We start from the raw sequence: 25105 nt of genomic DNA, 5'->3' as shown, positions 1-25105 counted from the left end.
TCGCTTTTCACGCCAGTCGCAGATGGTCGAAAGGCCCACACTACGACACCCAGCGCTGCAAAATCTGCTGCAGGTCATTGCGTTTGAACGGCTTGGCCAGGTAATCGTTCATACCCGCCGCCAGACAGGTTTCGCGGTCGCCCTGCAAAGCGTTGGCGGTCAGCGCGATGATAGGCACGTCGCGGCATCCGGGCAGGTCGCGAATCTGCCGCGTGGCCTCGTAGCCGTCGATGATCGGCAGCCGGCAGTCCATCAGAATCACCTCGAATTCGCCGCCCTCGGCACTGCGCACCGCTTGCGCGCCATCGGTCGCCACGCTGACGGCAAAACCCAGGCTGCGCAGCATCGCTTCGATCACGGTCTGGTTGACCGGGTTGTCTTCGACCAGCAATACCTGTCGTCCTTCACCCTGGCCACTGCCGTTCAACGCACGCGGCGCGGCCAGTGCTGGCATTGCCTGCTTATAGAGCGCCAATGGAATTTCCAGCGTGAATACCGAACCGCGTCCTTCTTCGCTCTGCGCGCGCAGGGTACCGCCCATGCGTTCGGCCAGCGTCCGGGCGATCGGCAGACCCAGACCGGTGCCACCATAACGGCGGGAGATCGAGCTGTCAGCCTGCTGGAAGGCATTGAACATCAGCTCCAGACTCTGCGATGAAATACCGATGCCGCTGTCGCGCACCGAACAGGTGAACCACACCAGCTCATGGTCCAGCGATTGCCATTGCGCCTCGATGCTGACCCGGCCCTGTTCGGTGAATTTCAAGGCATTGCCGACCAGGTTGACCAGAATCTGCCGGATTCGCGTCGGGTCGCCCTGCACTTGCAAGCCGCGCATGTCGTCGGGGATGCGCAGATTCAGCGCCAGGCCACGCTGCACTGCGCTGTGCTGGAACGACTGCGCACAGGCACCGATGAGTTCGGCGAGGTTGAAGGGAATGTGCTCAAGCTCCAGTTCCGAGCGCTCGATCCGCGAAAAATCGAGAATGTCATTGATGACCTTGAGCAGGTGCTCGGTCGATTCCGAGGCGAGTGCCGCGTACTCGACCTGCTCCTCGGTCATCTCGGTGGTTTCCAGTAACTGCAGCATGCCCAGCACGCCGTTCATGGGCGTGCGCAGTTCATGGCTCATCATCGCCAGAAAGTCGGATTTGGCATTGTTGGCCTTTTCCGCTTCCTCGCGGGTCTGGATCAGTTGCGCCATCGCCTGCTGCTGTTCGCGACTGGCCTGTTCCAGCGCCTGGGCGAGGTTGTTGATGTGCTGTGACAGCGCACCCAGTTCGGTGTCATCGACAATCGGCAATGGGGTTTTGTAGTCGCCTTCCTGAATCGCCTTGACCGCGTCGCCAATGTCGCGGATCGGCTGCGACAGGCTGCCGGCCAAACGCCGCGCCAGCAAAAACGTGAAGAGCAAGGCGAACAGCGCCAGAATCGCGGCCTTCAACAGGATTTCCTGCTGACGCTGGCTGAAGGCATCGTTGGACAGCCCGACGATCACCCGCCCCAGATAATCCTCGCCGGCGGCACTGGTGCTGACTTTGCCGTCCTGGAAAAAATCATTGTGCAGGGCGATCCGTTGCAGACGCACCGGGGCCTGGAACACTTCGACCTGATGCGGACGACTGTGGGCGGCGGCCGGTTGTTCGACATAGACCAGAATCCGGTTGGCGCTGTCCTGCACCTCGAGAAAGCGCACATTGGGTGTGGCCAGTGTCGCTTTGAGCAGGCTTTCGAGCACTTCGTTGTTGCCGGAAATCACCCCGTATTCCGTGGCCGGGGCCAGTTGGTTGGCGATCAACTGGCCGGTGTGGTTGAGCTCCTGCCGCAAATCCTGGATACGCACGAAGGTAAAGAAACTGATCAACAGCAACGTCAGCAGCAGCGCCGGCCCGAGGCTGATCAACTGCGTGCGGGTGTTGATGTCCCAGCGGCGACGGAAACTCATGGGCGGCGCTCTCCTTCGGCCAAGGCACTGGCAACAGATGCTTCATTCAACGGTTCGATGCCCAAGGAACGAGCCACCTGCGCATTACTTGAGACTTTGAATCGAGCCGGGTACAGCGTTCGCGGCCATGCGCTCGGTGGCTGGTCGAGCAAGTGGTCGAGGATCGCCAGCCAGTCGCTCTGATCGCTGTAGGTGCTGGCGAGGCTGCCGGCCCGGACGAATGCAATGTTGGGGCCGATCAGCGCTACCTGCCGCGAGTAGCTGCTGAGCAAGAGATTCTTCGCCGTCTGCGAGTTGTACAGATCGGGGTCGTCGAGGCCGAGCAGCACGTCGCTGTTCTTCAGCACGGTTTGCAGCGCGCGATTGTCGTGGGTGTCGTCCCAGCGCTGACTGACGATGTCCAGCTTCAGCGGCCGGGCAGCCAGGCGCAATTCATCGAGGAGGAATTCGCCGTGCGCGTCGAACAGCACGCCGACGCGCCGGGCCTGCGGCAGGATCCGCCGGATCAGTTGCAATTGCCGGCTCAGCGGCGGGTCGCTCCACAACAGGCTCAGGCGCGCCGGTTGGGCATCACCGAAACGCTGGCGCGCCTGCAATCGGCTGATGCGCAACACCAGCGTCGACGGGCCTTGAGCATCCTGCAGGCGCCAGTCGAGGCTCGGCAGATCGAGCAGGATCAGACGCAGGCTGGCCGGCAGCTTGCCCGGCGCGGGCAGGCTGGCCAGCGGCTGGAATCGCACACTGTCGGTCGGGCGCAATTCACTCAGGGCGTGAACGAAAGCCTGCACGCCGGGGCTTTCCTCGGCACCGGTCAGCAGAATGTCTGCGGCCTGCACCGCGACGCCGTGCAGCCACGCAGTCAGGAACAGGCAGCACCCTGCCAGCCAATGGCCAAGGGCTGGCGTCTTGCGTGACGGGCGGTTGCGCATCCTAGAACTCCAGCTCGGCGCTGAAATACAGCACCCGGCGTTCGTCATAATTGTTATCGACGAAGGTGTTCGGCTGATGGTCGAGACGCTGTTGCAGCACGCCCGCCAGTTGCAGTTGCGCTGTGCCAATGGCGATGCGTTTGGCGATGCGCGTGTCGACGCGTTCAAAGCGATAGCCATTGAGCGCGTTGTCACCGTAATAGAAGAGGGCGCTGTTCCAGCCATGGCCCCAATTGCGCAGCCAACCGGCAGATCCGCTGTTGCGCGAGGTGAATTGCTGGTCCAGCGGATTGCTCGCCTGGGCATCGACGAAGGCGTAAGTGAAGCGCAAACGGTCGGCGTTGCTGAAGCGCCAGTCGAGTTGCGTTTCCGTGCCGCGAAAGCGCGAGCTGTTGGCGTTGCTGGCGATGTATTGGTTGTTGCGCAGCGGCTCGCTGATCATCCCGGTGATTTCGTCGTAGAACAGCTTCACGTCCACCGCCAGACCGAGCTCGGCGAAGTAGCCGTTGTAGCCCAACTCGCGCGAGCGCATGTGCTCCTGATCGAGATCGCCGGGGCCACGGGTCTTGACGAAATAGCGCGCCGACGATTGGCCGTAGGCCGAGGGCCGCAGGTTGCTGACCTGATAGCTCCAGTTGACGTTGTTCTCGAACATGTCCGGCGAGCGGATCGCTTCCGAATACACCGCGCGCAGGCCGTGGCGCGGGTTGATCAGGTAATTGACCGCGAAGCGCGGCGTCAGCGAATTGCCCACCAGTTGCGTGTCTTCGAACATCGCTCCGCCCTGCAACAGCCAGTGCTCGCTGGCGCGCCATTCCAGTTGGCCGAAGGCGCGCCAGGTGCTGTCGTCGAGTGTGCCGTTGAAGTAGGTCTCGGAGTCGGCGCGGTCGTAACGGTAATTGACGCCGCTGACCAGACGCAGGCCGTCGGACAGGCTGAGGGTGTCCTGCAGTTCGAGGTCGTAGCGCGATTCGCGGGCGCTCTGATCGATGTCGCCGCACAGGGTTCGGCTGGCACCGTTGCGCCATTGCTCGAGCACCTGATTGGCCAGGGCCATTTCCTGCGGCGTACCGGGCGCCGCGCCAGGCCCGGTGAATTGGCTAATGTTGCGTGCCAGCCGTTCGGTGTAATTCGGGTTGAGCTGCCACAACTGCGTGAGCTCGGGGCTGAACGACACCTCGGCATCGCAGGCGCGCCAGACTTGCTGGCGATCCCAGTGCTGCGCCGAACCTTGCACATAAAGGCTGTGCTCGGGATTGATGTCGAGATTCCAGCGCACCGAACCGGCGTAATCCTTGGCCATCACGTCGGAATTGTTACCGGCATCGGTAATCCCCGAGAACACCGGGCGGTAGGTATAAGGCCGCTGGTTGCTGCCGTCCTTGGCGTTGAGCTGCCAGTCGAGGCTCTGGTCTTCATTGAGGCTGTGGCTGACCGCCAGATTCAGCCGATTCAGGCGCCGGCTGTCGCGGTAATCGGCGCCGTTGCGATCGCTGTCGAAACCGTCATCCTGCTGGCCGGACAGCGACAGGCGCAGGTCGCCGCCATGCCAGCCGGTGCCCTGGCTGGCATAAAAGTCGTTGATGCCGCGCTGACCGCGAGTGATCTTCAGGCGCGTGCCGTGGCTGTCGGCCGGGTGGCGAGTGATGATGTTGATCACCGCCATCAGCGCGTTGGCGCCATAGCTGACGGTGTTCGGGCCGCGAAACACTTCTACCCGGTCGACGTCATCCATGGCCACCGGGATATCGCTCCAGTCCACCGTGGCCAGACCGGCGCGATACACCGAGCGGCCGTCGATCAGCACCTGCATGCGCCGTGCTTCGCTGGCGTTTGTGCCGTGGTAATTCACCGCCGGCTGATTGCCGTTGATGTTGCCGACCATCATCCCCGGCACTAGCCGCAGCAGTTCGCTGATGTCGCGGGCCCCGCTGGCGATGATCAATTCGCTGTCGAGCACGGTCATGCTCCCGGGCACTTGCGCCGGCGTCTGTTTCAGGCGCGTCGCCGTCAACACTTGCGGCAGCGCCTGGCTGTCGACGAACAGGTCGTCCGCCGGCACCAGCGGGCTGAACAGCAGCGCCAGTATCAGGGACGAGCGTGGGGGAGGAGGGCCAGAAAACACGACACAACCTGTATAGAAAAGAATTGGCGCGCATGTTAACCGAGGGCATCGACTTTTCCAGTGACGTTGCAGGCATTTTCCTAGGTTTTATTGGTCTTCTTCCTACAAGTGTCGGTAATTGTTGCTGGGGCTGGCCGCGACCGGGTCGCCCCGTATAATGCCCGGCATCGCCACTGGTATGGATTAACGGATTGCATATGACTGAACAGCGCCCGATTGCGGTCCTGGGAGGCGGAAGTTTTGGTACCGCCGTGGCCAATCTGCTGGCCGAGAACGGCCATCAAGTCCGGCAGTGGATGCGTGACCCCGAGCAGGCCGAGGCCATCCGCGTCAACCGGGAAAACCCGCGTTATCTCAAAGGCATCAGGATTCTGCCGGGCGTGACCGCCGTCACCGACCTGCAGGCGACCCTCGACGCCTGCGACTTGTGCTTTGTCGCGCTGCCGTCCAGCGCTTTGCGCACCGTGCTCGCCGCCCACGCTGAACGCTTGAGCGGGAAGATGCTGGTCAGCCTGACCAAGGGGATAGAAGCGCAGACCTTCAAGCTGATGAGCCAGATCCTCGAAGAAATCGCTCCGCAAGCGCGCATCGGCGTGTTGTCCGGGCCGAACCTGGCACGGGAAATCGCCGAGCACGCGCTGACCGCCACGGTGGTTGCCAGCGAAGATGAAGCGCTGTGCAAGCAGGTGCAAGCGGCGCTGCACGGTCGCACCTTCCGTGTTTACGCCAGCGCCGACCGTTTCGGCGTCGAGCTGGGCGGGGCGTTGAAAAACGTTTACGCGATCATCGCCGGCATGGCGGTGGCGCTGGAGATGGGCGAGAACACCAAGAGCATGCTGATCACCCGCGCACTGGCGGAGATGACCCGGTTTGCGGTGAATCAAGGCGCCAACCCAATGACCTTCCTCGGTCTGGCCGGGGTTGGCGATCTGATCGTCACCTGCTCGTCGCCCAAGAGCCGCAATTATCAGGTCGGCTTCGCCCTCGGCCAGGGGTTGAGCCTCGACGAAGCGGTATCGCGTCTCGGTGAGGTCGCTGAAGGGGTCAACACCCTGAAGGTGCTCAAGGCCAAGTCGCAGGAAGTCGGCGTGTACATGCCACTGGTCGCCGGGCTGCACGCGATCCTGTTCGAGGGACGCACGCTGGAGCAGGTGATCGGTCTACTGATGCGTGCCGAGCCGAAAACCGACGTCGACTTTATTTCCACCAGCGGTTTCAACTGATTCAGCTGTTACACGGACAGGAAGCAAGCCATGAACGATCCGAAAACCGAAGCCCAGTACGAATCCATCCTCCTGCGGGTGTTGTGGATGATCGTTTATCTGCTCGTCTGGCAAGTGGCGCAGTTCATCCTCGGCGCGGTGGTGCTGGTGCAACTGATCTATCGCTTGATCTACGGGGCGCCGAGCGCCAGCCTGATGAATTTCGGCGACAGCCTGAGCCAGTTCCTCGCGCAGATCGGCCGTTTCGGCACATTCCACAGCGACCAGAAACCCTGGCCGTTCGCCGACTGGCCAGCGCCGCGCGCCCCGGAAGGAGAAGCGCCGCACGCCGTCGCCCCTGCAGCGCATCCGGTGCGCGATGAGGAGCCCAAGCTATGAAGATCTGGGTATTGCGTCATGGTGAGGCGGTGCCTCACGGGTCGAAAATCGATTCCGAACGTGAGCTGACCGAGCACGGCCGCGAGGAAGTCCTGCGCAGCGCCGAGCATCTGATGGGCGAGCCGCTGACGGCGATTTACGCCAGTCCTTATCTGCGCGCGCAGCAAACCGCGCAGATTGTTCGCGAGGCACTGGGTTTCGAACCGGAGATTCGCACGGTCGAGTGGCTGACGCCGGAAGTTGATCCGGACAAGGTGACTGATCAACTGGTGTCGGTAAGCAACGTGCTGCTGGTCAGCCACAACCCGTTGGTGGGCAGTTTGCTCAGTTACCTGCAACACGGCGCCGGGCATCCACCGGAGCGCGTGAGTACAGCGGGACTGGCGGAGCTCGAGCACAGTGAACTGCTGATTGGCTCGATGAAGCTCAATAGCCTCAAGCACCCTTAAGCCTGGCCCTTGTGGGAGCGAGCCTGCTCGCGAAGGCGATGGTCCATTCGACACAAATGTTGTCTGACCCGACGCTTTCGCGAGCAGGCTCGCTCCCACATTGGTTCTGCGGACATCATGAAATTATTTGTTTGAAAATTCCGACCAAGCACTTGCTTGGTTGACTACGCTTGCTCCAGACCAAAAAAACAGGAGCGAGTCGCATGTCTGCTGCCTTCCGTTTGCCGCTGGACGTGTTCTACGAACGGGAAGCCCGGCACCCGCGCCAGCGCTTTCTGGTGCAGCCCATCGGTGGCGGCCAGGTCGAGACGCTGAGCTGGGCGGATGTCGGCCATCAGGCACGCTGCGCCGCGCATTGGTTGCGAGCCCGGGAGTTGGCGCCGGGCAGCCACATCGCCCTGATCTCGAAAAACTGTGCGCACTGGATCATCGCCGACCTGGCGATCTGGATGGCCGGGCATGTGTCAGTGCCGCTGTATCCCAACCTCACCGCTGAATCCGTGGCGCAGGTGCTGACCCACTCGGAGAGTGCGCTGGCGTTCATCGGCAAGCTCGATGACTGGGCAGGCATGTCCCAAGGTGTGCCGGCGGGTTTGCCGACCATCAGTCTGCCGCTGCATCCGCCCGGCGAATTCGATTTCAGCTGGGCGGACCTGCAAAGCTGTTCGCCGATCCAGGACGATCCCCGTCCGGCCGCCGAGCAACTGGCGACCATCATTTATACCTCCGGCACCACCGGCCTGCCCAAAGGCGTGATGCACAGTTTCGCCAACCTCGGTTTCGCCACCAGTCGCGGTACGCAGTTGTTCGGCCTCAATGAAAACGACCGGCTGCTGTCGTACCTGCCGCTGTGCCATGTCGCCGAGCGCATGTTTGTCGAGTTGGCCTCGATCTATACCGGCCAGACCGTGTTCTTCGCCGAAAGCCTCGACACTTTCATCGCCGATCTGCAGCGCGCACGGCCGACCGCGATGTTCGGTGTGCCGCGCATCTGGACCAGGTTCCAGATGGGCGTGTACGGCAAGATCCCGGCCAAGCGCCTGGATTTTCTTCTCGGGCTGCCCTTTATCGGCAAACGGGTCGGGCACAAAGTGCTGGCCGGGCTTGGTCTGGATGCCTTGCGCGTGGCGTTGTCCGGCGCTGCGCCCGTGCCGCCGACCTTGCTTGCCTGGTATCAGAAACTCGGCCTGGATGTACTGGAGGTCTACGGCATGACCGAGGGCTGCGGCTATTCGCATATCTGCCTGGCGGGGCAATACCGGCAGGGCTGGATTGGCAAGCCGTGCCCCGACGTCGAAGTGCGCATCGATGAGTCAGGTGAAGTGCAGGTACGTAGCCAGGCCAACATGCTCGGCTATTTCAAGGAGCCGCAAAAGACCGCCGAGACCCTGACCGAAGACGGCTTCCTGCGCACCGGCGACAAGGGTGAGCAGGACAGCGAAGGGCGCCTGCGCCTGACCGGGCGACTGAAGGAAATCTTCAAGACCAGCAAAGGCAAATACGTATCGCCGGCACCGATCGAAAATCGTTTGGCCGTGCATTCGCGGATCGAGCAGGTGTGCGTGGTGGGCGATGGCCTGAGCGCGCCGCTGGGGTTGTGCGTGCTCTCGAACGTGAATCAACAAGAGCCGCGGGCAAATCTGCAATCGAGCCTGGAGAAACTGCTCGAAGAGGTCAACACCGCGCTCGACAAACACGAGCGCCTGCGCCGGCTGGTGGTGGTCAAGGACAACTGGGCGGTGGATAACGGTTTCCTCACGCCAACCCTGAAAATCAAACGCAATGTCATCGAAGACCGCTACGGGGCGCGTTTCGAAGAATGGAGCGAGCGCAGCGAGGCGGTGCTGTGGCAGGATTGAGCGTCGACCAAAACAACAAAGGAAGTCTGCGATGAGCCTGTGGCGAACTACTCCCGACATCGAACAGTTGAATGCGATCCAGAAGAACACCATCGGCGAAGTGCTGGATATCCGCTTCGAAAAGTTCGACGAACAATCGCTGACCGCGAGCATGGTCATCGACCATCGCACCCATCAGCCCTACGGTCTGCTGCATGGCGGCGCTTCGGTGGTGCTGGCGGAAACCGTCGGTTCGATGGCCAGTTACCTGTGCATCGATGCCAGCAAGTTCTACTGCGTCGGACTTGAGATCAACGCCAACCATTTGCGCGGTTTGCGCAGCGGCCGAGTGACGGCGGTGGCTTCGCCGATTCATATTGGCCGCACCACGCATGTCTGGGACATCCGTCTGACCAGCGACGAAGGCAAGGCCAGTTGCGTATCGCGGCTGACCATGGCGGTGGTGCCGCTGGGGGAACAGCCGCCGCTGCGCTGATGGGTTAACGATCAAGGATCGCAGCCTTTGGCAGCTCCTGCATTGGATTCGGGTTCCTGTAGGAGTTGCCGAAGGCTGCGATCTTTTGCTTCTGAAGCGTCTCCACCACCATTTCTGGCAGTTATGGTCATTGCTGCAACGCGGGGTCTTACGGACAATCAACGCCACGTTCCCCGCTCATGGATTTGCCCGCATGTCGCAACCGATCTTTTTCGCCCACGCCAACGGCTTCCCCTCGGGAACCTATGGCAAGTTGTTCGCGGCGCTGGCGCCGGAGTATCGGGTCGTGCATCTGGAGCAGCATGCCCATGACCCGCGTTTCCCGGCGGACGATAACTGGTACAACCTTGTCGACGAACTGATCCATCACCTGGAGCAGCAGGAGCAACCGGTGTGGGGCGTCGGGCATTCCTTTGGCGGTCTGCTGCACCTGCACGCGGCGTTGCGTTGTCCCGAGCTGTATCGCGGCGTGGTGATGCTCGATTCGCCGGTGCTGACCCGCACCGATCAATGGGTGATTCGCGCGGCCAAGCGCTTTGGCTTCATCGACCGGCTGACCCCGGCCGGACGCACGCTCGGGCGCCGTGAAGAATTCGCCGATCTGGACAGCGCGCGTAGTTACTTTGCCGGTAAAACCCTGTTTCGTGGCTTCGACCCGGAATGCTTCGACGCCTATCTGCAACACGGGCTGCATCAGGTCGACGACAAGCTGCGCCTGCGTTTTGATCCCGCCACGGAGATCAGCATTTATCGCGGCGTGCCGCACACCAGCCCGGGGCGTACCCGGCAATTGCAGGTGCCACTGGCCATGGTGCGCGGGCACAAGAGCCGCGTGGTGATGCGTCATCACAGCCGTTTCGTCTCGCGCCTGCCGCAAGGCGAGGCGCTGAGCATGCCCGGTGGGCATATGTTTCCATTGGAACGGCCGCAGGATACGGCGCGGTTGCTGAAAAATCTGTTCACGCGCTGGGAACAGCGGCGGAACAAGGACTGCGCATGAGCCCGACCTGCGAAGAAGTGCGCCTGAACCTGCCCCATATCGAGTTGGCTGCGCATCTGTTCGGCCCCGAGAACGGCTTGCCGGTGATCGCGCTGCACGGCTGGCTCGACAACGCCAACAGCTTTGCCCGGCTGGCACCCAAGCTCAACGGCTTGCGCATCGTTGCCCTGGACATGGCCGGGCATGGCCATTCCGGGCATCGGCCGAACGGTGCCGGTTATGCCTTGTGGGACTATGCCCATGATGTATTGCAAGTCGCCGAGCAACTGGGCTGGAAGCGTTTCGGCCTGCTCGGGCATTCGATGGGCGCGATCGTCTCGATGGTGCTGGCCGGTTCGCTGCCCGAGCGCATCAGCCATCTGGCGCTGATCGATGGAGTGATTCCTCCGACAGACAAAGGCGAAAACGCTGCCGAGCGCATGGGCATGGCCCTGCAGGCGCAACTCGATCTGCGGGAAAAGCGCAAACCGGTCTACAGCACCCTCGACCGTGCCATCGAAGCGCGAATGAAAGGTCTGGTGGCCGTCAGTCGCGAGGCCGCCGAACTGCTGGCACAGCGCGGTCTGATGCCGGTCCCCGGCGGCTATACGTGGCGCACCGACAATCGGCTGACGTTGCCATCACCGCTGCGCCTGACCGAGGAGCAGGCAATGGCGTTCGCCCGGCGCGTCAGTTGCCCGGCCCATCTGGTGGTCGCGGCCGATGGCATGCTGGGCAAGCATCCAGAGTTGCTGGAACGTCTACCCCTCAGTCACGAACAGCTGCCGGGCGGGCATCATCTGCACCTGAACGACGAGACAGGCGCAGGTCTTGTCGCAGACTGTTTCAATCGCTTCTTCGTCATGCCTTGACTTGCTGCGGGCAACTGCCGAGGCTGGGCGGGTTGAAATGGGAGACAAAGACGATGGATTTCTATACCGCTGCGACCCCGACCCGCCCAGCCATGACCGTCCGGTGAGCCCGACTATGCGGTCACTCACGCTGTTGGCGCTGTGCTGCTTCAGCTCTTTATCGTTCGCCGCCGATGTGCCGGGCAGCCATGACTTGCAAATCGTGCCGCGTCTGGCCGATGCGCAAATCGTCGACTATCGCCCGGCCGCCGAGCTGGAGCGCATCTACCCGCTGGGCTCGATCCGCAAGATCAGTGGCCAGTTGCGCTTCGATGGCCAGATCACCGCCCGCGGCCAGACCACCTCGGTGACCTATGAGTTGCCGCCCGAGCATTCCGCCACCGAAGCCTTTACTGCCGCCCGCCAAGCCCTGCAAAAGCAGGACGCCGAGTTGCTGTTCTGGTGTCAGGCCCGTGACTGCGGCGAAAGCAGTCTGTGGGCCAACGAGGTGTTCGGCAACGCCAAGCTCTACGGTTCTGACGAGCAGCAGGCGTATCTGTTGTTGAGATTGGCCGCGCCCAGGGACAACACGCTGGTAGCGCTCTACAGCATCACTCGCGGCAATCGCAAAGCCTATCTGCACGTCGAGCAGTTCGAGGCGGCCGCGCCTTTGGGTGAGTCGCTGCCGACCTCGGCAACCCTGCTGCGCCAACTCAAAAGCACTGGTGAACTGGACTTTCCGAAACTGACAGATGATCCGGACGCCACCTGGCTGCGCCTGATTTCCCGTGGCCTGAACCTCGATACAACCTTGCGGGTCACGGTTTCCGGGCCCAAGGCCGAAGCCTGGCGCCAGGCGCTGATCAGTCAGGGCGTTCGTGCTGCGCGGCTGGAAACCGGCAATCTCGAAGGCTCTGGCCTGCGCATCGACCTGTTGCGATAAGCTGTGCCCGGCGAGCACGCACACAGTGTTCGCCTACTCTTTCGCTGACTGACTTTGCCGGGACTTCCCATGCTCAATAACGATCGCCTGCTGGTGCAGATTCTGCTGCTGGTGCTGTTCGGTGCCAGCCTCTGGGTAATGGCGCCATTCTGGTCGGCGCTGTTCTGGGGCGCGGTGCTGGCATTTGCCAGCTGGCCGCTGATGCGTTTGCTGACCCGCTCGCTCAATGGCCGCGAATCACTGGCTGCGGCGATCCTGACTGTAGGCTGGATGTTACTGGTGGCGGCGCCGCTGGTGTGGCTGGGTTTCAACCTCGCCGATCATGTGCGCGACGCCACGGCATTCATCAAGGATGTGCAGGTCGACGGTCTGCCGGAAGCGCCAACCTGGCTTGGTAGCGTGCCTTTGGTGGGTGAGCGGCTGGTGGCGATGTGGGACAGCATCGACCAGCAGGGCGCGGCGTTAATGGTCTCGATCAAACCGTATCTGGGGCAGGTCGGCAACTGGCTGCTGGCGCGCAGTGCGCAGATCGGCGGCGGGATTCTCGAGCTGACCCTGAGTCTGGTGTTCGTGTTCTTTTTCTACCGTGACGGACCGCGACTGGCGGCATTTGTGCACAGTCTGCTGCAGCGCCTGATCGGCGATCGTGCCGGCTACTACATCGAACTGGTGGCCGGTACGGTGCAACGGGTGGTCAACGGCGTGATTGGTACGGCGGCGGCGCAGGCGGTACTGGCGTTGATCGGCTTTTTGATTGCCGGCGTGCCGGGGGCGCTGGTGTTGGGGATTGCCACGTTCCTGCTCAGTCTGATTCCGATGGGGCCACCGCTGGTGTGGGTGCCGGCGACCGCCTGGCTGGCGTGGAAAGGCGAGTATGGGATGGCGGTGTTTCTCGGGATCTGGGGGACGTTCATCATCAGTGGCGTGGACAACGTGCTCAAGCCTTACCTGATCAGCCGGGGCGGGAATCTGCCGCTGGTGATTGTGTTGCTCGGGGTGTTTGGCGGGTTGATTGCGTTTGGATTTATCGGGTTGTTTATCGGGCCTACGTTGTTGGCGGTGGCTTATAGTTTGTTGACGGATTGGAGTAAGAGTCAGGCTCGGGTTTAGGGGGGCTTGGCGGCCTTTGGGCCGGCCATGCTGCTTGGGGTTTTGGGTGAATATCCGTTTCTGCGGGTGGTGCGGCTGGCGGTTTCGCCCTTAGCGGAACTCGAGCTTGCGCTCATCGTATGTAGGAGCTGCCGAAGGCTGCGATCTTTTGATTTTGCTTTGCTGTGTGCAAGTCTGCTCGCGATGGCGTCCTGGCGACCAACCAATTCTGCTACAATGCGCGCCGTTTTCGACCAGCCTGAGAGCCCATCCATGTCCGTCTGCCAGACTCCTATCATCGTCGCCCTGGATTTCCCTACCCGTGACGCCGCACTGAAGCTGGCCGACCAGTTGGACCCGAAACTGTGCCGAGTCAAAGTGGGCAAGGAACTGTTCACCAGTTGCGCGGCGGAAATCGTCGGCACCCTGCGTGACAAGGGTTTTGAAGTGTTTCTCGATCTGAAATTCCACGACATTCCCAACACTACCGCAATGGCTGTCAAGGCCGCTGCCGAGATGGGCGTGTGGATGGTCAACGTGCATTGCTCCGGCGGCATGCGCATGATGGCGGCCTGCCGTGAAGAGCTGGACAAGCGCAGCGGCCCGCAACCGTTGCTGATCGGCGTAACCGTGCTGACCAGCATGGAGCGTGAAGACCTCGCCGGGATCGGTCTGGATATCGAGCCGCAGGAACAAGTGCTGCGTCTGGCGGCACTGGCGCAGAAGGCCGGGATGGATGGTCTGGTGTGTTCGGCACTGGAAGCTTCGGCGCTGAAATCCGCGCACCCGTCGCTGCAACTGGTGACCCCGGGAATTCGCCCGGCGGGCAGTGCCCAGGATGACCAGCGCCGTATTCTGACCCCGCGCCAGGCCCTGGATGCCGGGTCCGATTATCTGGTGATTGGTCGTCCGATCAGCCAGGCGGCGGATCCGGCGCAGGCATTGGCTGCGGTTGTAGCCGAAATCGCCTGAAGATCGCAGCCTTAGGCAGCCCCTACAGGGTTATGCGAACACCTGTAGGCGCTGCGGCACGCTGCGATCTTTTTGATCTTTTGCGTTAAACCTTCAACACCAACTTGCCAAAGTTCTCGCCGTTGAACAGCTTCATCAACGTCTCCGGGAATGTCTCCAGCCCTTCAACCACATCTTCCTTGCTCTTGAGCTGCCCGCTGGCCATCCAGCCGGCCATTTCCTGTGCGGCGTTGGCAAACTGCGCGGCGTAGTCCATCACCACGAAACCTTCCATCCGCGCGCGATTGACCAGCAGCGACAGATAATTGGCCGGGCCTTTGACCGCCTCTTTATTGTTGTACTGGCTGATCGCGCCGCAGATCACCACCCGCGCCTTCATGTTCAAGCGGCTCAGCACCGCGTCGAGAATGTCGCCGCCGACGTTATCGAAGTACACGTCCACACCTTTCGGGCATTCGCGCTTCAAGCCGGCGACGACGTCTTCGGCCTTGTAGTCGATAGCGCCGTCAAAGCCCAGTTCGTCGATCAGGAATTTGCACTTGTCGGCACCGCCGGCAATGCCGACGACGCGGCAGCCTTTGATTTTCGCGATCTGTCCGGCAACGCTGCCCACAGCGCCCGCTGCACCGGACAACACTACGGTGTCACCAGCTTTCGGCGCGCCAACATCGAGCAGGGCGAAGTAGGCGGTCATGCCGGTCATGCCCAGCGCAGAGAGGTAGCGCGGCAATGGCGCCAGTTTTGGATCGACTTTATAGAAGCCGCGCGGCTCGCCGAGGAAATAATCCTGCACGCCGAGGGCGCCGTTGACGTAATCGCCGACGGCAAAGCCAGGGTTGTTGGATGCGATGACTTTTCCCACGCCCAGCGCGCGCATGACTTCACCGATACCGACTGGCGGGATGTAGGACTTGCCTTCGTTCATCCAGCCACGCATGGCCGGGTCGAGGGACAGGTATTCGTTTTTCACCAGAATCTGCCCCGCCTGTGGTTCGCCGACCGGTACTTCCTGAAAGTTGAATGTCTCGCGGGTAGCGGCGCCCACCGGGCGTTTGGCGAGCAGGAACTGGCGATTGGTCTGGTTGGTCATGACAGGGCACTCGAGCGGAATGAAGCCTTGTTGATAGACCTTCGGCGGCGATGTCGCAAGGTTGGCTGATGCGGCGAATGCACGTCGATCCAGTGCAGTGATGGTTGCAGGGAGGGTTTCATCACTGCAGCGCATGGGCCCATAAACAGCGACTGGATAGTGCTGACGCGTTCGCGCTGCCGATGGCTATGCTGCAACCCCAATATCCCAGCTTTTTTGCGTTCGAGGACATACCCATGAGCATGACGTTTTCCGGTCAGGTGGCTGTCGTGACAGGAGCCGCCCACGGCATCGGCCGGGCGACCGCGTTGGCGTTCGCCGCTGAAGGCTTGAAGGTAGTGGTGGCTGATCTGGACGCGGCCGGCGGCGAAGGTACGGTGGCGCTGATTCGTACAGCCGGTGGCGAAGCGACCTTCGTGCGCTGCAACGTGACGCTGGAAAACGATGTGAAGAATCTGATGGACGAGGTGATCAATACCTACGGGCGTCTCGACTATGCCTTCAACAACGCCGGAATCGAAATCGAGAAAGGCAAACTGGCCGACGGTTCGATGGACGAGTTCGACGCGATCATGGGCGTCAACGTCAAAGGTGTCTGGCTGTGCATGAAGTATCAGTTGCCCTTGCTGTTGGCACAGGGCGGTGGCGCGATCGTCAATACGGCGTCGGTGGCCGGGCTCGGCGCAGCACCGAAGATGAGTATTTACGCGGCGTCGAAACACGCAGTGATCGGCTTGACCAAATCGGCGGCGATTGAATATGCAAAGAAGAAAATCCGCGTCAACGCGGTATGCCCGGCGGTGATCGACACAGACATGTTTCGCCGCGCCTACGAGGCTGATCCGAAGAAAGGCGAGTTCGCTAACGCTATGCACCCGGTCGGGCGCATCGGCAAGGTTGAGGAAATTGCCAGCGCAGTTCTCTATCTGTGCAGCGATGGCGCAGCGTTCACCACCGGGCACTCGCTGGCGGTGGACGGAGGCGTGACGGCGTTCTGAGTGTTGTGGCAACAAAAAGAACCCGCCTCGCGCGGGTTTTTTCTGTGCCTTGCGCTCGACGCCGTGAATACCGTTAAACAATGTGTATCAAATAGTTAGAACCGCTGTATTTGACGGCGTTGTCGCACAGCCTCCGCGGCGCGGCTGTGATTTACTGCTGCCAGCAAAACTGACAGGAGTTTGCGAGCTCATGGAACTGAGAATTGACCGACAGGCAATGGTGCCGGTCGTGCAGCAGATTGTGGACGGACTGACGGACTGGATTCTGCAAAGTGGCGTCCCGCCGGCCACCCGGTTGCCGTCCGTACGGCAAATCGCCCGGGGTAATCTGCTCAGCCAGTCGTGCGTTGTCGAAGCCTGCGAGCGCCTGGTTTCGCAGGGTGTCCTGACCACGCGTCAGGGCGCCGGTTTTGTCGTTGCGGCATCGCCAGCGGTGCGCGGTGCAGACCCTGAACTGGCAGCCTTCGAGGGGCGCCATGCCTGGTGCGATGAAGTCAGCGCCACCACCAGTCGCTTGAAGCTGGGGCAAGGCAGTTTGCCGCCGAGCTGGCGCGAGCCCGACGATCTCAGCTACGCATTGCGCGAGGTGGCGCGCACCGATATGGACAGCCTGTTCAATTACAGCTCGCCGCTGGGCCTGCCAGCATTGCGCGAGCAAATCGCCAAGCGGCTCAAACTGCTGAATATAGAGGCTTGCAGCAGCCGATTGATGAGTACGTGCGGAGCCAGTCATGCGCTGGATCTGATCGTGCGCACCTTGTTCAGGGCCGGCGACTGCGTGGTCGTGGAAACGCCCGGTTATGCACCGTTGTTTGACCTGTTGCGAATGCATGGCGTGCGCATGCTTGAAGTGCGTCGGACGCCGAGCGGGCCGGACATCGAAATGCTCGAGTCGGTGCTGCGTCAGTTTCGTCCCGTCGCCCTGTTCATCGGCAGTCATCACCACAATCCCACCGGCAGTTGCCTCACCCCCGCTGTGGCCCAGCGCATCGTGCAGTTGAGCAAGGCCTTCGACCTGCGGGTGATCGAAGATGATGTCTATGCCGATTTGCACACCGGCAACGGCACGCGGCTGGCGGCGCTGGACCATGAAGGGCGGGTCGTTTATGTGGGCAGCTTCTCCAAAACGCTGAGCAGTTCGTTGCGGGTCGGCTTTGTTTCGGCCGACAGTGAACTGCTGACGCGCCTGGCCGAGGTGAAAATGATCAGCGGCCTGGGCTGTTCAAGGCTGGCCGAGGCAGTGCTGGCGAGGCTGATGGCGACCGGCGCATATCGCAAACTGGTGCAGCGTCAGCGCCAGCGCTTGAGTGCCGATCGCGCGGCGGCATTGCAGGCTCTGGAAGACGCTGAGTGGGAAGTGTTCGGCAAACCGGTTGGCGGCTTGTTCATCTGGGCGCGGGCACGCGTCAGCGATCAAGCGTGGATACGCAGACAGGCGCAGCGTTGCGGGATCGTGTTATCGGCGGCGGATGCCTTCAGCCCCAGCGGCGAAGCGGGTGACTGGCATCGCATCAACGTCGCCTGCGCCTGCGATCCGCGTGCCCGCCAGTTTTTTCGCAATACTCGCGCGGATCGACCTCAAGCATTCTGAAAACGACGCGGGCGTAGCTTTTTGCCATTATTCCGACGCTTGAGACTTGTGCTGGTTCAAGCCCGTTGCGAATCTTCGTCAACAGACTTTGGCAGGGGACGACGCGCAATGATTTCCGCCGTGCAAGGACGTTTTGCCGACCTCGGTATGGCGAAAAAACTGGGGATCGGGTTTGTTCTGGTTTTGCTGCTGACTGCATTGGTTGCGGCGATTGGCGTCTGGTCCCTGCAAACCATCAGCCTGCGTTTCGACGGCCTGAAGCAGATGTCCGCGCTCAATAGCGGCCTGCTCAAGGTGCGCCTGCTCGAGCAGGAATACGCGTTGCGCGGCGATCCGAAAACCGCCGACGCGTTGCGCGAAGGCGTTGATGGGCTGGTGGTTCTTGCCGGCGAGCTCAAGGCACAATCGCCGGCCAATGTGCCGGTGATGAGCGATGTCGAGCAGGCATTGGGCGCGTATCGCCAAGCGTTCGATGAATTTGTCTCGATCAGCCAGGCCAAAGACCTCGCACTGGAAATGGCCAGTTGGTCAGTGTCCAGCGTGGCCAATAACCTCGATGTGTTGCAGTCGGGGCTGGCCGACGATGGCGCCTACACCCTGAAAGACACCGAGGGTAAAGACGGCGCTCAGTTCATCGAGCAGGCGAATCAGATCAGTCAGGTCTCGCGGCTGATGCTACAGGCGATGAATGAAGCACGCGTGCGTCTGGATCAAAGCCGCAAGGGGGCTTCCGACGCCGGCCAGGGCCAGATTGAACAGGCCGCTCAGGCGCAGGAGCAGGCCGAGGCGCTGAAAACCACGGTCAAGGACGAGGGCTATCTGACCGTGCTAAATGAGGTGTCGGGGCATATCGCTGGGTTCAACGACAAACTCGCCGAGTACACCGGCTTGCTGGCGCAGGAGAAAAATGTCTACGGGCAATTGCATCAGCGTGCCGCGCAAGTGGTGGATCGGGTCAATCAGGCGTATGTCGCTGAAGACGCGTCGATGCAGGCCGAACTCAAGAAAAACTCGATGCTGATTATTGGTTCTTCAGCGCTGGCCCTGTTGGTCGGATTGCTCGCCGCATGGCTGATCACGCGGTTGATCGTCGCGCCCTTGCGCAGTGTGATTCGCGTGGCGCAGCAGATCGCTGCGGGCGATCTGACGGCGAAGGTCGACGTGACGCGTCGCGATGAAATGGGCCAGTTGATGTTGGCGATGCAGCAAATGGCCGCCGGATTGGGCAGCATTGTCAGTGGTTTGCAGGCAGGGATCGAGCGACTGGCCGGTTCCGCGCAGTCGCTGTCGGCGGTGACGGAGCAGACCAATCTCGAGGTCAACACCCAGAAAGAAGAAACCGAGCAGGTGGCCACGGCGATGAATCAGATGACCGCCACCGTGCATGACGTCGCGCGCAATGCCGAAGAGGCGGCGCTGGCAGCGCAGACCGCGGATGACAAGGTCGAAAGCGGTCAGCAGGTAGTACGCCAGAGTATGGCGCGGATCGAGCAGTTGGCGGATTCGGCAACGTCGGCCAGTTCCAGCATCGAGAGCCTCAGCGCCGAGATTCAGAATATAGGCACGGTGTTGGAGGTGATCAAAAGCGTGGCCGAGCAGACCAATCTGCTGGCGTTGAACGCGGCCATCGAGGCTGCAAGGGCGGGGGAGCAGGGCAGGGGATTCGCGGTGGTGGCCGATGAAGTGCGCGCACTGGCGCGGCGTACGCAGCAGTCGACTGATGAGATCGAGCGACTGGTCAGTGCCTTGCGTGCGGCGGCGCAGTCGTCGGTGCAGCAGATTCGCAGCAGTGGCGAACTGGTGAAGCTGGCGGTCAGCGACGCGTTGCAGACCGAGAGTGCGTTGGGGAGTATTGCGGCGGCGGTGTCGTTGATTCAGCAGATGAATCAGCAGATTGCCGCGGCGGCCGAGGAGCAGAGTTCGGTGGCGGAGGAGATCAATCGCAGCGTCACGCAGATTCGCGCGAGTGCGGATCACTCCTCCGTGGCGATGCGCGGCAATGCTGCTTCGAGTGTTGAGCTGGCGCAGTTGGGGGGAGAGTTGCGCTCGATGGTTGGGCATTTTCGGCTTTGAGCCTTGGCGGCCTCTGGGCCGACCAGGCTCTTGGGGGGGCGTGAATATCCGTTGCTTCGGGGGGTTGCGGCTGGCGGTTTCGCCTTTACGGCGAGGCACTTTTTCCAGACGCCGAAAAAGTACCCAAAAAGGCTTTACCCTGACGTTCGGCCCGCTCGCTGGGGCTCGGGGTTCCTTCGCTGCGGGATCGATCCTCGCGCAGCGGCTCCGGTTTGCTTCGCTGCACCTGCACTCGCTGTGTTTGGCTGCGCCAAACGGTCGCTGCGCTCCCACGCCCGGATCGATCCCTCCGCTCAGCCTGCCGACGGGCTCCAAGATCAAAAGCTACTCGAGCTTGCGCTCATCGTGTGTAGGAGCTGCCGAAGGCTGCGATCTTTGGCTTTTGATTTTGCTTTCTGTGGGAGCGAGCTTGCTCGCGAAGGCGGCCTGACAGCCGACCTGTTCTCGAGTATTACGCGATCCAACTGTAGGAGCTGCGGGAGGCTGCGATCTTTTGACTTTGCTTTTTTGTGGGAGCGAGCCTCCTCGCGAAGGCGATTTTCAAGTCACACCCTCTTTAAGGCCCCCACAAAAAAGCCACCGATTACGGTGGCTTCTTCCCCGGCATTCCCGCTTCAGTCGTAAATCACTTTCTTCTTCCAGTCCGCATCCGCTTCGACATCCTTCAAGCCTGCAGTCAATTGGTTCTCTTCACCTTCAACCGGGGCGATCTTGTCCATGACCTGGGCGTTCGCGCGGGCGAGGAGTTTTTCCAGGTATTGCAGCTGCTCCGCGTAGATTTGCGGATCCTGCTGTTTACGCAGGTATTGCACGCCGCGTTCGAAGGCGAGGCGGGCCTGGCCGGGTTGGTTTTGTTGCAGGGACTGCTGGCCGAGGTTGTTGAAGAACTCGATGTGCAGCAGCACCAGGATGTGGCGCACTTCGCGAATCCATTGTTTGGCTTCGTTCGGTGGCAGGAAGCCGTCGTGGGCGGCGCGGGTGATCTGGCCGTGGAGGGCTTCGAGGAGGAAGCGCACGTCTTTGGCTTTGGCTTCGGTCAGGATCGGCGCCGGCGGGTTGTTTACCGGGATCGATTCGCCCTGGGCCACCAATGCGCTGAGTTCGGTGATGCGCGCCTTGGTGGTCGCGCTGGTTTTGTCCAGGTTCAGCAGGCGCTGGCAGACGTTGAGCTCCAGGCGAGTCAGCAGCAGCTTGAGCGCCGGCGTCATGAACTGGCCGGGAAAGGTCTCGGTCAGTTCACCGCAGCGACGCAGGCGGTCGTTGAGTTCGACTTTGGTGCGGGCCTTCTCCAGTTTGTTGTTTTCCACCACATGGTTCATGTAGCCAATGGCGATCAGAATTGCGATCCCGGCTACGACTAGCAGGGTGATCATGAGTGGTGTCACCGGTAAGACCTCTTTATAGGGTTCGCATGCGAGTGTAGTGGCTGGGCATTTAGGCGCCTAGCGCCGCTCGACGGGTTGGATCGGCTGGTGCAATCTGTATCGGCCGCCAGCGGTATAGATGAATGCTGGCGCCGGATGTGCAGATTGCCATCACTGTGCGGTGGACTATAACGTCTTGGCGAGTGGCGGAATATAGGCGTCAGGTTTCGAACGACGGAAAAGCCCTACGCGGCCCGTAAACCATGTCGAAGTCATTGATTTAAATAAATTTATATCAGGGGGTTGACGACCCCTCAATCCATCCATAGAATGCGCGCCACTTGCAGCGTAAAGCACACAGCGAAACGCGGCAGGGAGTGAATGTTGTAGTGTGTCCCCTTCGTCTAGTGGCCTAGGACACCGCCCTTTCACGGCGGTAACAGGGGTTCGAGTCCCCTAGGGGACGCCAATGCGGGAATAGCTCAGTTGGTAGAGCACGACCTTGCCAAGGTCGGGGTCGCGAGTTCGAGTCTCGTTTCCCGCTCCAATTTTAAACAGCAGTGCTTTCGGGCGGTGCTGAGTGAAACCAGAACCTGATCTTCGGATGCGGATCTGGACACCGAAACACACACCATGTGTTCCGGGTAGCGTGTCCCCTTCGTCTAGTGGCCTAGGACACCGCCCTTTCACGGCGGTAACAGGGGTTCGAGTCCCCTAGGGGACGCCATTTGCGGGAATAGCTCAGTTGGTAGAGCACGACCTTGCCAAGGTCGGGGTCGCGAGTTCGAGTCTCGTTTCCCGCTCCAATTTCACAAAAACGCCGATCAGTGATGATCGGCGTTTTTGTTTGTGCGCATTTTATGGCGGCAACAAAAAAGGATCCTGCCCTGGAGCCCGGCAGGATGCCTTTTCAGGCGCCTTTCAGTTTCAATGGAATCCCATAATCATACAGCTGCAGGATTCTGCTTCTCGGGGTCAATCCCATAAAGAACAATCGCTTCGGTCACTTTTTCCCGTGCCAGCGATCCGTCATCGGCCAGCGCTTTCAGGGCCGCCAATGCAATGAAATGGCGATCCACTTCGAAGAACCGACGCAACGATTCCCGGGTGTCCGATTGGCCAAAACCGTCAGTGCCCAATGCGACGAAGCGGCGTTTGGGCACGAACGGGCGGATCTGATCGGCGAATATTTTCATATAGTCGGTCGCGATCACCACCGGACCCTGTGCATCCTGCAGGCAGCTTTCAACATGGCTGATGCGAGGCGTCTGTTGTGGATGAAGCAGATTCCAGCGTTCGGCATCCTGGCCCTCCCGACGCAGCTCGGTCAGGCTGGTGACGCTCCATACGTCACTGCTGACGCCAAAATCGCGCTCCAACAATTGGGCAGCGGCAACGACTTCCTGCAGGATCGAACCGCAACCCATCAGTTGCACATGCTTGCCTTCGCCGGGCTGGGCACTGGCGCTGAGCCGGTACATGCCTTTGAGGATGTCTTGCTCGACACCCTCGGGCATCGGCGGATGGACGTAATTCTCGTTGAGCAGCGTGATGTAGTAAAAGATATCCTCGTTTTCGACATACATCCGCCGCATCCCGTCCTGGATGATCACCGCCAATTCATAGGCGTAAGTGGGATCGTAGGAAACGCAGCAGGGGATGGTGGAAGACAAGACATGGCTATGGCCGTCGTCGTGCTGCAGGCCTTCGCCCATCAGCGTGGTCCGGCCGGACGTGGCGCCGAGCAGGAAACCCCGGGCACGGGCGTCACCTGCCGCCCAAGCGAGGTCGCCAACGCGCTGGAAACCGAACATCGAGTAGAAAATGTAGAATGGCACCGTCATTACGGCGTGGGTGCTGTAGGAAGTACTCGCGGCGATCCAGGAAGAAATTCCGCCGGATTCGTTCAGGCCTTCCTGCATGATCTGGCCATCTCTGGCCTCCTTGTAATAACTCAGTTGGCCGGCATCCTGAGGCGTATAGAGCTGGCCGACATGGGAGTGGATGCCAATTTGTCGGAACAGGCTTTCCATACCGAAGGTGCGTGATTCGTCGGGGACGATCGGCACGATCAGTTTGCCAATATTCGGGTCCTTGAGCAGCGTGCCGAGGATGCGCACGAACGCCATGGTCGTCGAGATCGCCCGCTCGCCAGTCCCTTTGAGCTGTGTATCCAGCGCCGACAAAGGCGGAACCTGCAATGGCGCCACGGCATTGAAACGGGCCGGGATGTAACCGCCCAACCGGGTGCGCCTGGCTTGCAGGTACAGGGTCTCGACGCTGTCCGCAGCCGGTTTGAGGTAAGGCATGTCGCCGAGCTGATCATCGCTGAGTTCCAGTCCGAACCGATCACGGAACGCCTTGACCGCGTCCTCGCCCATCTTCTTGAGCTGGTGGTTGATATTCTGACCTTCGCCGGCTTCGCCCATGCCGAAACCCTTCACCGTCTTGGCCAGGATCACCGTCGGTCCGCCGGTGTGGCGCATGGCAGCGGCGTAGGCGTTGTGGACTTTCTCCGGATCGTGGCCACCACGGGACAGTTTCCAGATGTCGGCGTCGCTCAAGTTACTGACCAGCTCCAACAGCTCAGGGTATTTGCCGAAGAAATGCTCCCGCACATAGGCGCCGTTCTGCGACTTGTAATTCTGATAGTCGCCGTCGACACACTCCATCATCCGTTGGCGCAGCAGGCCGGTTCTGTCCTTCTCCAACAGGGCATCCCAGCCGCTGCCCCAGATGACCTTGAGTACATTCCAGCCAGCCGCCCGGTACAGGCTTTCAAACTCCTGAATCACCTTGCTGTTACCGCGCACCGGTCCGTCCAGGCGCTGCAGATTGCAGTTGACGACAAAGATGAGGTTGTCGAGCTTTTCCCGGCCCGCGAGAGAAATCGCCGCCAGGGATTCCGGCTGGTCCATTTCACCGTCGCCGAGGAATGCCCATACTTTTCGCCCCTGATGTTCCTTCAGCCCGCGGTCTTCCAGGTAACGCATGAACCGTGCCTGATACGCCGCGGTAATTGGCCCCAGCCCCATGGACACCGTCGGGAATTGCCAGAACTCCGGCATCAGCCGTGGGTGGGGATAGGATGAAAGACCGTCACGATCGGTTTCGCGGCGGAAGTTGTCCAGTTGCTCTTCACTCAGGCGTCCTTCCAGATAGGCCCGTGCATAGATGCCAGGTGAGGAGTGGCCCTGGATGTACACCATGTCGCCGGCGAACTGCGCGGTGCGGCCACGGAAAAAGTGCTCGAAGCCGACGTCATACAAAACCGCCGCCGACGCATAGGACGCGATGTGTCCGCCCACGTTCGAATGTTTGCCGGCACGCAGCACCATGGCCAGCGCGTTCCAGCGGATATAGGCATTGATCCGGCGCTCCACGGCCAGGTCGCCGGGGTAGGGCTGCTGACGGTTGACCGGGATCGTATTGACGTAGGGCGTCGTCACGCGCCCGTAGAAATCACCGTGACGGTTGGCGTCGAAATCAAGCATCTGATCGATAAGATAGTGGGCGCGAGGGCGTCCTTCGACACTCGCCACTGACTCAATCGATTCGAGCCATTCGCGAGTCTCTTGTGGATCCTCGTCGAGAAAAGCGGGTTGTTGTGCCATCGTTGTCGTCTCCTGAACATTTGCAGCAGCACCGAGTCGTTTGGTGCCTGACCAAGGGGCGTGGGTCAGCGCCAGCCTTCGAGTTTGTAGTTGCATTTGCAACTACGTGAAAGAACTTAGCCTGTCGTGCGCTACAATTGCAACTAAATCGACTTCAT

The 25105-nt window shown here is 61.0% G+C and carries 19 protein-coding genes, 4 tRNA genes and 1 pseudogene; 18 read left to right on the top strand and 6 right to left on the bottom strand.

Annotation, left to right across the window (positions count from 1 at the left end; translation table 11 throughout):
• Positions 1–40: 40 nt before the first annotated feature.
• The 3 genes from VNV36_RS24815 to VNV36_RS24805 are packed head-to-tail and all read right to left on the bottom strand — an operon-like array spanning position 41 to position 4999.
• Complete coding sequence (locus VNV36_RS24815) at positions 41–1945, bottom strand: ATP-binding protein (protein ID WP_325721546.1); 1905 nt, start codon at positions 1943–1945, stop codon at positions 41–43.
• Positions 1942–2874 (bottom strand): ABC transporter substrate-binding protein, encoded by a 933-nt coding sequence (locus VNV36_RS24810; protein ID WP_325721544.1) that lies wholly within the window; start codon positions 2872–2874, stop codon positions 1942–1944. Before VNV36_RS24810 ends, VNV36_RS24815 begins: the two co-directional genes overlap by 4 nt.
• Before the next feature lies 1 nt (position 2875).
• Positions 2876–4999 carry a TonB-dependent receptor plug domain-containing protein gene (locus tag VNV36_RS24805; RefSeq protein ID WP_325721542.1) on the bottom strand — a complete coding sequence of 708 codons (2124 nt, stop codon included), beginning with the start codon at positions 4997–4999 and terminating at the stop codon, positions 2876–2878.
• A gap of 197 nt (positions 5000–5196) precedes the next feature.
• Between VNV36_RS24805 and VNV36_RS24800 the strand changes: the two genes are divergently transcribed.
• The 10 genes from VNV36_RS24800 to pyrF all read left to right on the top strand — a co-directional run bounded on the left by VNV36_RS24800 (position 5197) and on the right by pyrF (position 14217).
• A complete protein-coding gene (locus VNV36_RS24800) occupies positions 5197–6222 on the top strand; it encodes an NAD(P)H-dependent glycerol-3-phosphate dehydrogenase (RefSeq protein ID WP_325721540.1) in 1026 nt (341 codons plus the stop codon).
• Between the two features lie 30 nt (positions 6223–6252).
• Positions 6253–6600, top strand: coding sequence for a DUF4389 domain-containing protein (locus VNV36_RS24795; RefSeq protein ID WP_325721538.1), 348 nt, complete (start codon positions 6253–6255; stop codon positions 6598–6600).
• Positions 6597–7049, top strand: coding sequence for a phosphohistidine phosphatase SixA (sixA, locus tag VNV36_RS24790; protein ID WP_325721536.1), 453 nt, complete (start codon positions 6597–6599; stop codon positions 7047–7049). The genes VNV36_RS24795 and sixA overlap by 4 nt, the downstream gene beginning before the upstream one ends.
• Before the next feature lie 203 nt (positions 7050–7252).
• The gene (locus VNV36_RS24785; RefSeq protein ID WP_325721534.1) at positions 7253–8908 is read left to right on the top strand and encodes an AMP-binding protein; all 1656 of its coding nucleotides are present in this window, start codon (positions 7253–7255) and stop codon (positions 8906–8908) included.
• Between the two features lie 31 nt (positions 8909–8939).
• On the top strand, positions 8940–9383 hold the full coding sequence (locus VNV36_RS24780; RefSeq protein ID WP_325721532.1) for a hotdog fold thioesterase: 444 nt from the start codon (positions 8940–8942) through the stop codon (positions 9381–9383).
• Positions 9384–9576: 193 nt separating this feature from the next.
• Positions 9577–10383, top strand: coding sequence for an alpha/beta fold hydrolase (locus tag VNV36_RS24775; RefSeq protein WP_325721530.1), 807 nt, complete (start codon positions 9577–9579; stop codon positions 10381–10383).
• Positions 10380–11234 carry an alpha/beta hydrolase gene (locus tag VNV36_RS24770; protein ID WP_325721528.1) on the top strand — a complete coding sequence of 285 codons (855 nt, stop codon included), beginning with the start codon at positions 10380–10382 and terminating at the stop codon, positions 11232–11234. Before VNV36_RS24775 ends, VNV36_RS24770 begins: the two co-directional genes overlap by 4 nt.
• 115 nt (positions 11235–11349) lie before the next feature.
• Positions 11350–12156, top strand: a complete 807-nt coding sequence (locus VNV36_RS24765) for a DUF4892 domain-containing protein (protein WP_325721526.1) — start codon at positions 11350–11352, stop codon at positions 12154–12156.
• A gap of 69 nt (positions 12157–12225) precedes the next feature.
• The gene (locus VNV36_RS24760; protein WP_325721524.1) at positions 12226–13266 is read left to right on the top strand and encodes an AI-2E family transporter; all 1041 of its coding nucleotides are present in this window, start codon (positions 12226–12228) and stop codon (positions 13264–13266) included.
• A 252-nt stretch (positions 13267–13518) separates the two neighbouring features.
• Positions 13519–14217 (top strand): orotidine-5'-phosphate decarboxylase, encoded by a 699-nt coding sequence (gene pyrF, locus VNV36_RS24755; protein ID WP_325721522.1) that lies wholly within the window; start codon positions 13519–13521, stop codon positions 14215–14217.
• 85 nt (positions 14218–14302) lie between these two features.
• Here the strand turns inward: pyrF and VNV36_RS24750 are convergent, their stop codons facing one another.
• Positions 14303–15307 (bottom strand): NADP-dependent oxidoreductase, encoded by a 1005-nt coding sequence (locus VNV36_RS24750; protein WP_325721608.1) that lies wholly within the window; start codon positions 15305–15307, stop codon positions 14303–14305.
• 236 nt (positions 15308–15543) lie between these two features.
• Between VNV36_RS24750 and VNV36_RS24745 the strand changes: the two genes are divergently transcribed.
• The 4 genes and pseudogenes from VNV36_RS24745 to VNV36_RS25875 all read left to right on the top strand — a co-directional run bounded on the left by VNV36_RS24745 (position 15544) and on the right by VNV36_RS25875 (position 19969).
• Positions 15544–16305, top strand: coding sequence for an SDR family oxidoreductase (locus VNV36_RS24745; RefSeq protein ID WP_325721520.1), 762 nt, complete (start codon positions 15544–15546; stop codon positions 16303–16305).
• A 190-nt stretch (positions 16306–16495) separates the two neighbouring features.
• Positions 16496–17896, top strand: coding sequence for an aminotransferase-like domain-containing protein (locus VNV36_RS24740; RefSeq protein WP_325721518.1), 1401 nt, complete (start codon positions 16496–16498; stop codon positions 17894–17896).
• Between the two features lie 108 nt (positions 17897–18004).
• Positions 18005–19108, top strand: a pseudogene (locus VNV36_RS25880) (HAMP domain-containing protein); the annotation flags it as partial.
• Positions 19088–19969 carry a methyl-accepting chemotaxis protein gene (locus tag VNV36_RS25875; RefSeq protein WP_414705542.1) on the top strand — a complete coding sequence of 294 codons (882 nt, stop codon included), beginning with the start codon at positions 19088–19090 and terminating at the stop codon, positions 19967–19969. The pseudogene VNV36_RS25880 and the gene VNV36_RS25875, both read left to right, overlap by 21 nt.
• A gap of 614 nt (positions 19970–20583) precedes the next feature.
• Here VNV36_RS25875 and VNV36_RS24730 read toward each other — a convergent pair.
• A complete protein-coding gene (locus VNV36_RS24730; protein ID WP_325721514.1) occupies positions 20584–21342 on the bottom strand; it encodes a hypothetical protein in 759 nt (252 codons plus the stop codon).
• 384 nt (positions 21343–21726) lie between these two features.
• Here VNV36_RS24730 and VNV36_RS24725 point away from each other — a divergent pair.
• From VNV36_RS24725 to VNV36_RS24710, 4 genes are all read left to right on the top strand, one after another.
• Positions 21727–21802 (top strand) — tRNA-Glu (locus VNV36_RS24725).
• 2 nt (positions 21803–21804) lie between these two features.
• Positions 21805–21880 (top strand) — tRNA-Gly (locus tag VNV36_RS24720).
• A 104-nt stretch (positions 21881–21984) separates the two neighbouring features.
• Positions 21985–22060 (top strand) — tRNA-Glu (locus tag VNV36_RS24715).
• A gap of 3 nt (positions 22061–22063) precedes the next feature.
• A tRNA-Gly gene (locus VNV36_RS24710) sits at positions 22064–22139 on the top strand.
• 138 nt (positions 22140–22277) lie between these two features.
• Here VNV36_RS24710 and aceE read toward each other — a convergent pair.
• Positions 22278–24947 carry a pyruvate dehydrogenase (acetyl-transferring), homodimeric type gene (gene aceE / locus VNV36_RS24705; protein WP_325721512.1) on the bottom strand — a complete coding sequence of 890 codons (2670 nt, stop codon included), beginning with the start codon at positions 24945–24947 and terminating at the stop codon, positions 22278–22280.
• Between the last annotated feature and the right edge of the window lie 158 nt (positions 24948–25105).

This window comes from Pseudomonas sp. (assembly GCF_035554175.1).
Taxonomy (GTDB): domain Bacteria; phylum Pseudomonadota; class Gammaproteobacteria; order Pseudomonadales; family Pseudomonadaceae; genus Aquipseudomonas.
Note: the sequence above shows the minus strand (reverse complement) of the source record. Positions and strands in the feature narration are given on the sequence as shown.

Excerpts from the sequence above, each read along its gene's own strand:
- VNV36_RS24815 (WP_325721546.1), bottom strand. The coding sequence starts at position 1,945 with ATGAGTTTCCGTCGCCGCTGGGACATCAACACCCGCACGCAGTTGATC.
- VNV36_RS24810 (WP_325721544.1), bottom strand. The coding sequence starts at position 2,874 with ATGCGCAACCGCCCGTCACGCAAGACGCCAGCCCTTGGCCATTGGCTG.
- VNV36_RS24800 (WP_325721540.1), top strand. The coding sequence starts at position 5,197 with ATGACTGAACAGCGCCCGATTGCGGTCCTGGGAGGCGGAAGTTTTGGT.
- VNV36_RS24795 (WP_325721538.1), top strand. The coding sequence starts at position 6,253 with ATGAACGATCCGAAAACCGAAGCCCAGTACGAATCCATCCTCCTGCGG.
- sixA (WP_325721536.1), top strand. The coding sequence starts at position 6,597 with ATGAAGATCTGGGTATTGCGTCATGGTGAGGCGGTGCCTCACGGGTCG.
- VNV36_RS24785 (WP_325721534.1), top strand. The coding sequence starts at position 7,253 with ATGTCTGCTGCCTTCCGTTTGCCGCTGGACGTGTTCTACGAACGGGAA.
- VNV36_RS24780 (WP_325721532.1), top strand. The coding sequence starts at position 8,940 with ATGAGCCTGTGGCGAACTACTCCCGACATCGAACAGTTGAATGCGATC.
- VNV36_RS24775 (WP_325721530.1), top strand. The coding sequence starts at position 9,577 with ATGTCGCAACCGATCTTTTTCGCCCACGCCAACGGCTTCCCCTCGGGA.
- VNV36_RS24770 (WP_325721528.1), top strand. The coding sequence starts at position 10,380 with ATGAGCCCGACCTGCGAAGAAGTGCGCCTGAACCTGCCCCATATCGAG.
- VNV36_RS24765 (WP_325721526.1), top strand. The coding sequence starts at position 11,350 with ATGCGGTCACTCACGCTGTTGGCGCTGTGCTGCTTCAGCTCTTTATCG.
- VNV36_RS24760 (WP_325721524.1), top strand. The coding sequence starts at position 12,226 with ATGCTCAATAACGATCGCCTGCTGGTGCAGATTCTGCTGCTGGTGCTG.
- pyrF (WP_325721522.1), top strand. The coding sequence starts at position 13,519 with ATGTCCGTCTGCCAGACTCCTATCATCGTCGCCCTGGATTTCCCTACC.
- VNV36_RS24750 (WP_325721608.1), bottom strand. The coding sequence starts at position 15,307 with ATGACCAACCAGACCAATCGCCAGTTCCTGCTCGCCAAACGCCCGGTG.
- VNV36_RS24745 (WP_325721520.1), top strand. The coding sequence starts at position 15,544 with ATGAGCATGACGTTTTCCGGTCAGGTGGCTGTCGTGACAGGAGCCGCC.
- VNV36_RS24740 (WP_325721518.1), top strand. The coding sequence starts at position 16,496 with ATGGAACTGAGAATTGACCGACAGGCAATGGTGCCGGTCGTGCAGCAG.
- VNV36_RS25875 (WP_414705542.1), top strand. The coding sequence starts at position 19,088 with ATGTTGGCGATGCAGCAAATGGCCGCCGGATTGGGCAGCATTGTCAGT.
- VNV36_RS24730 (WP_325721514.1), bottom strand. The coding sequence starts at position 21,342 with ATGATCACCCTGCTAGTCGTAGCCGGGATCGCAATTCTGATCGCCATT.
- aceE (WP_325721512.1), bottom strand. The coding sequence starts at position 24,947 with ATGGCACAACAACCCGCTTTTCTCGACGAGGATCCACAAGAGACTCGC.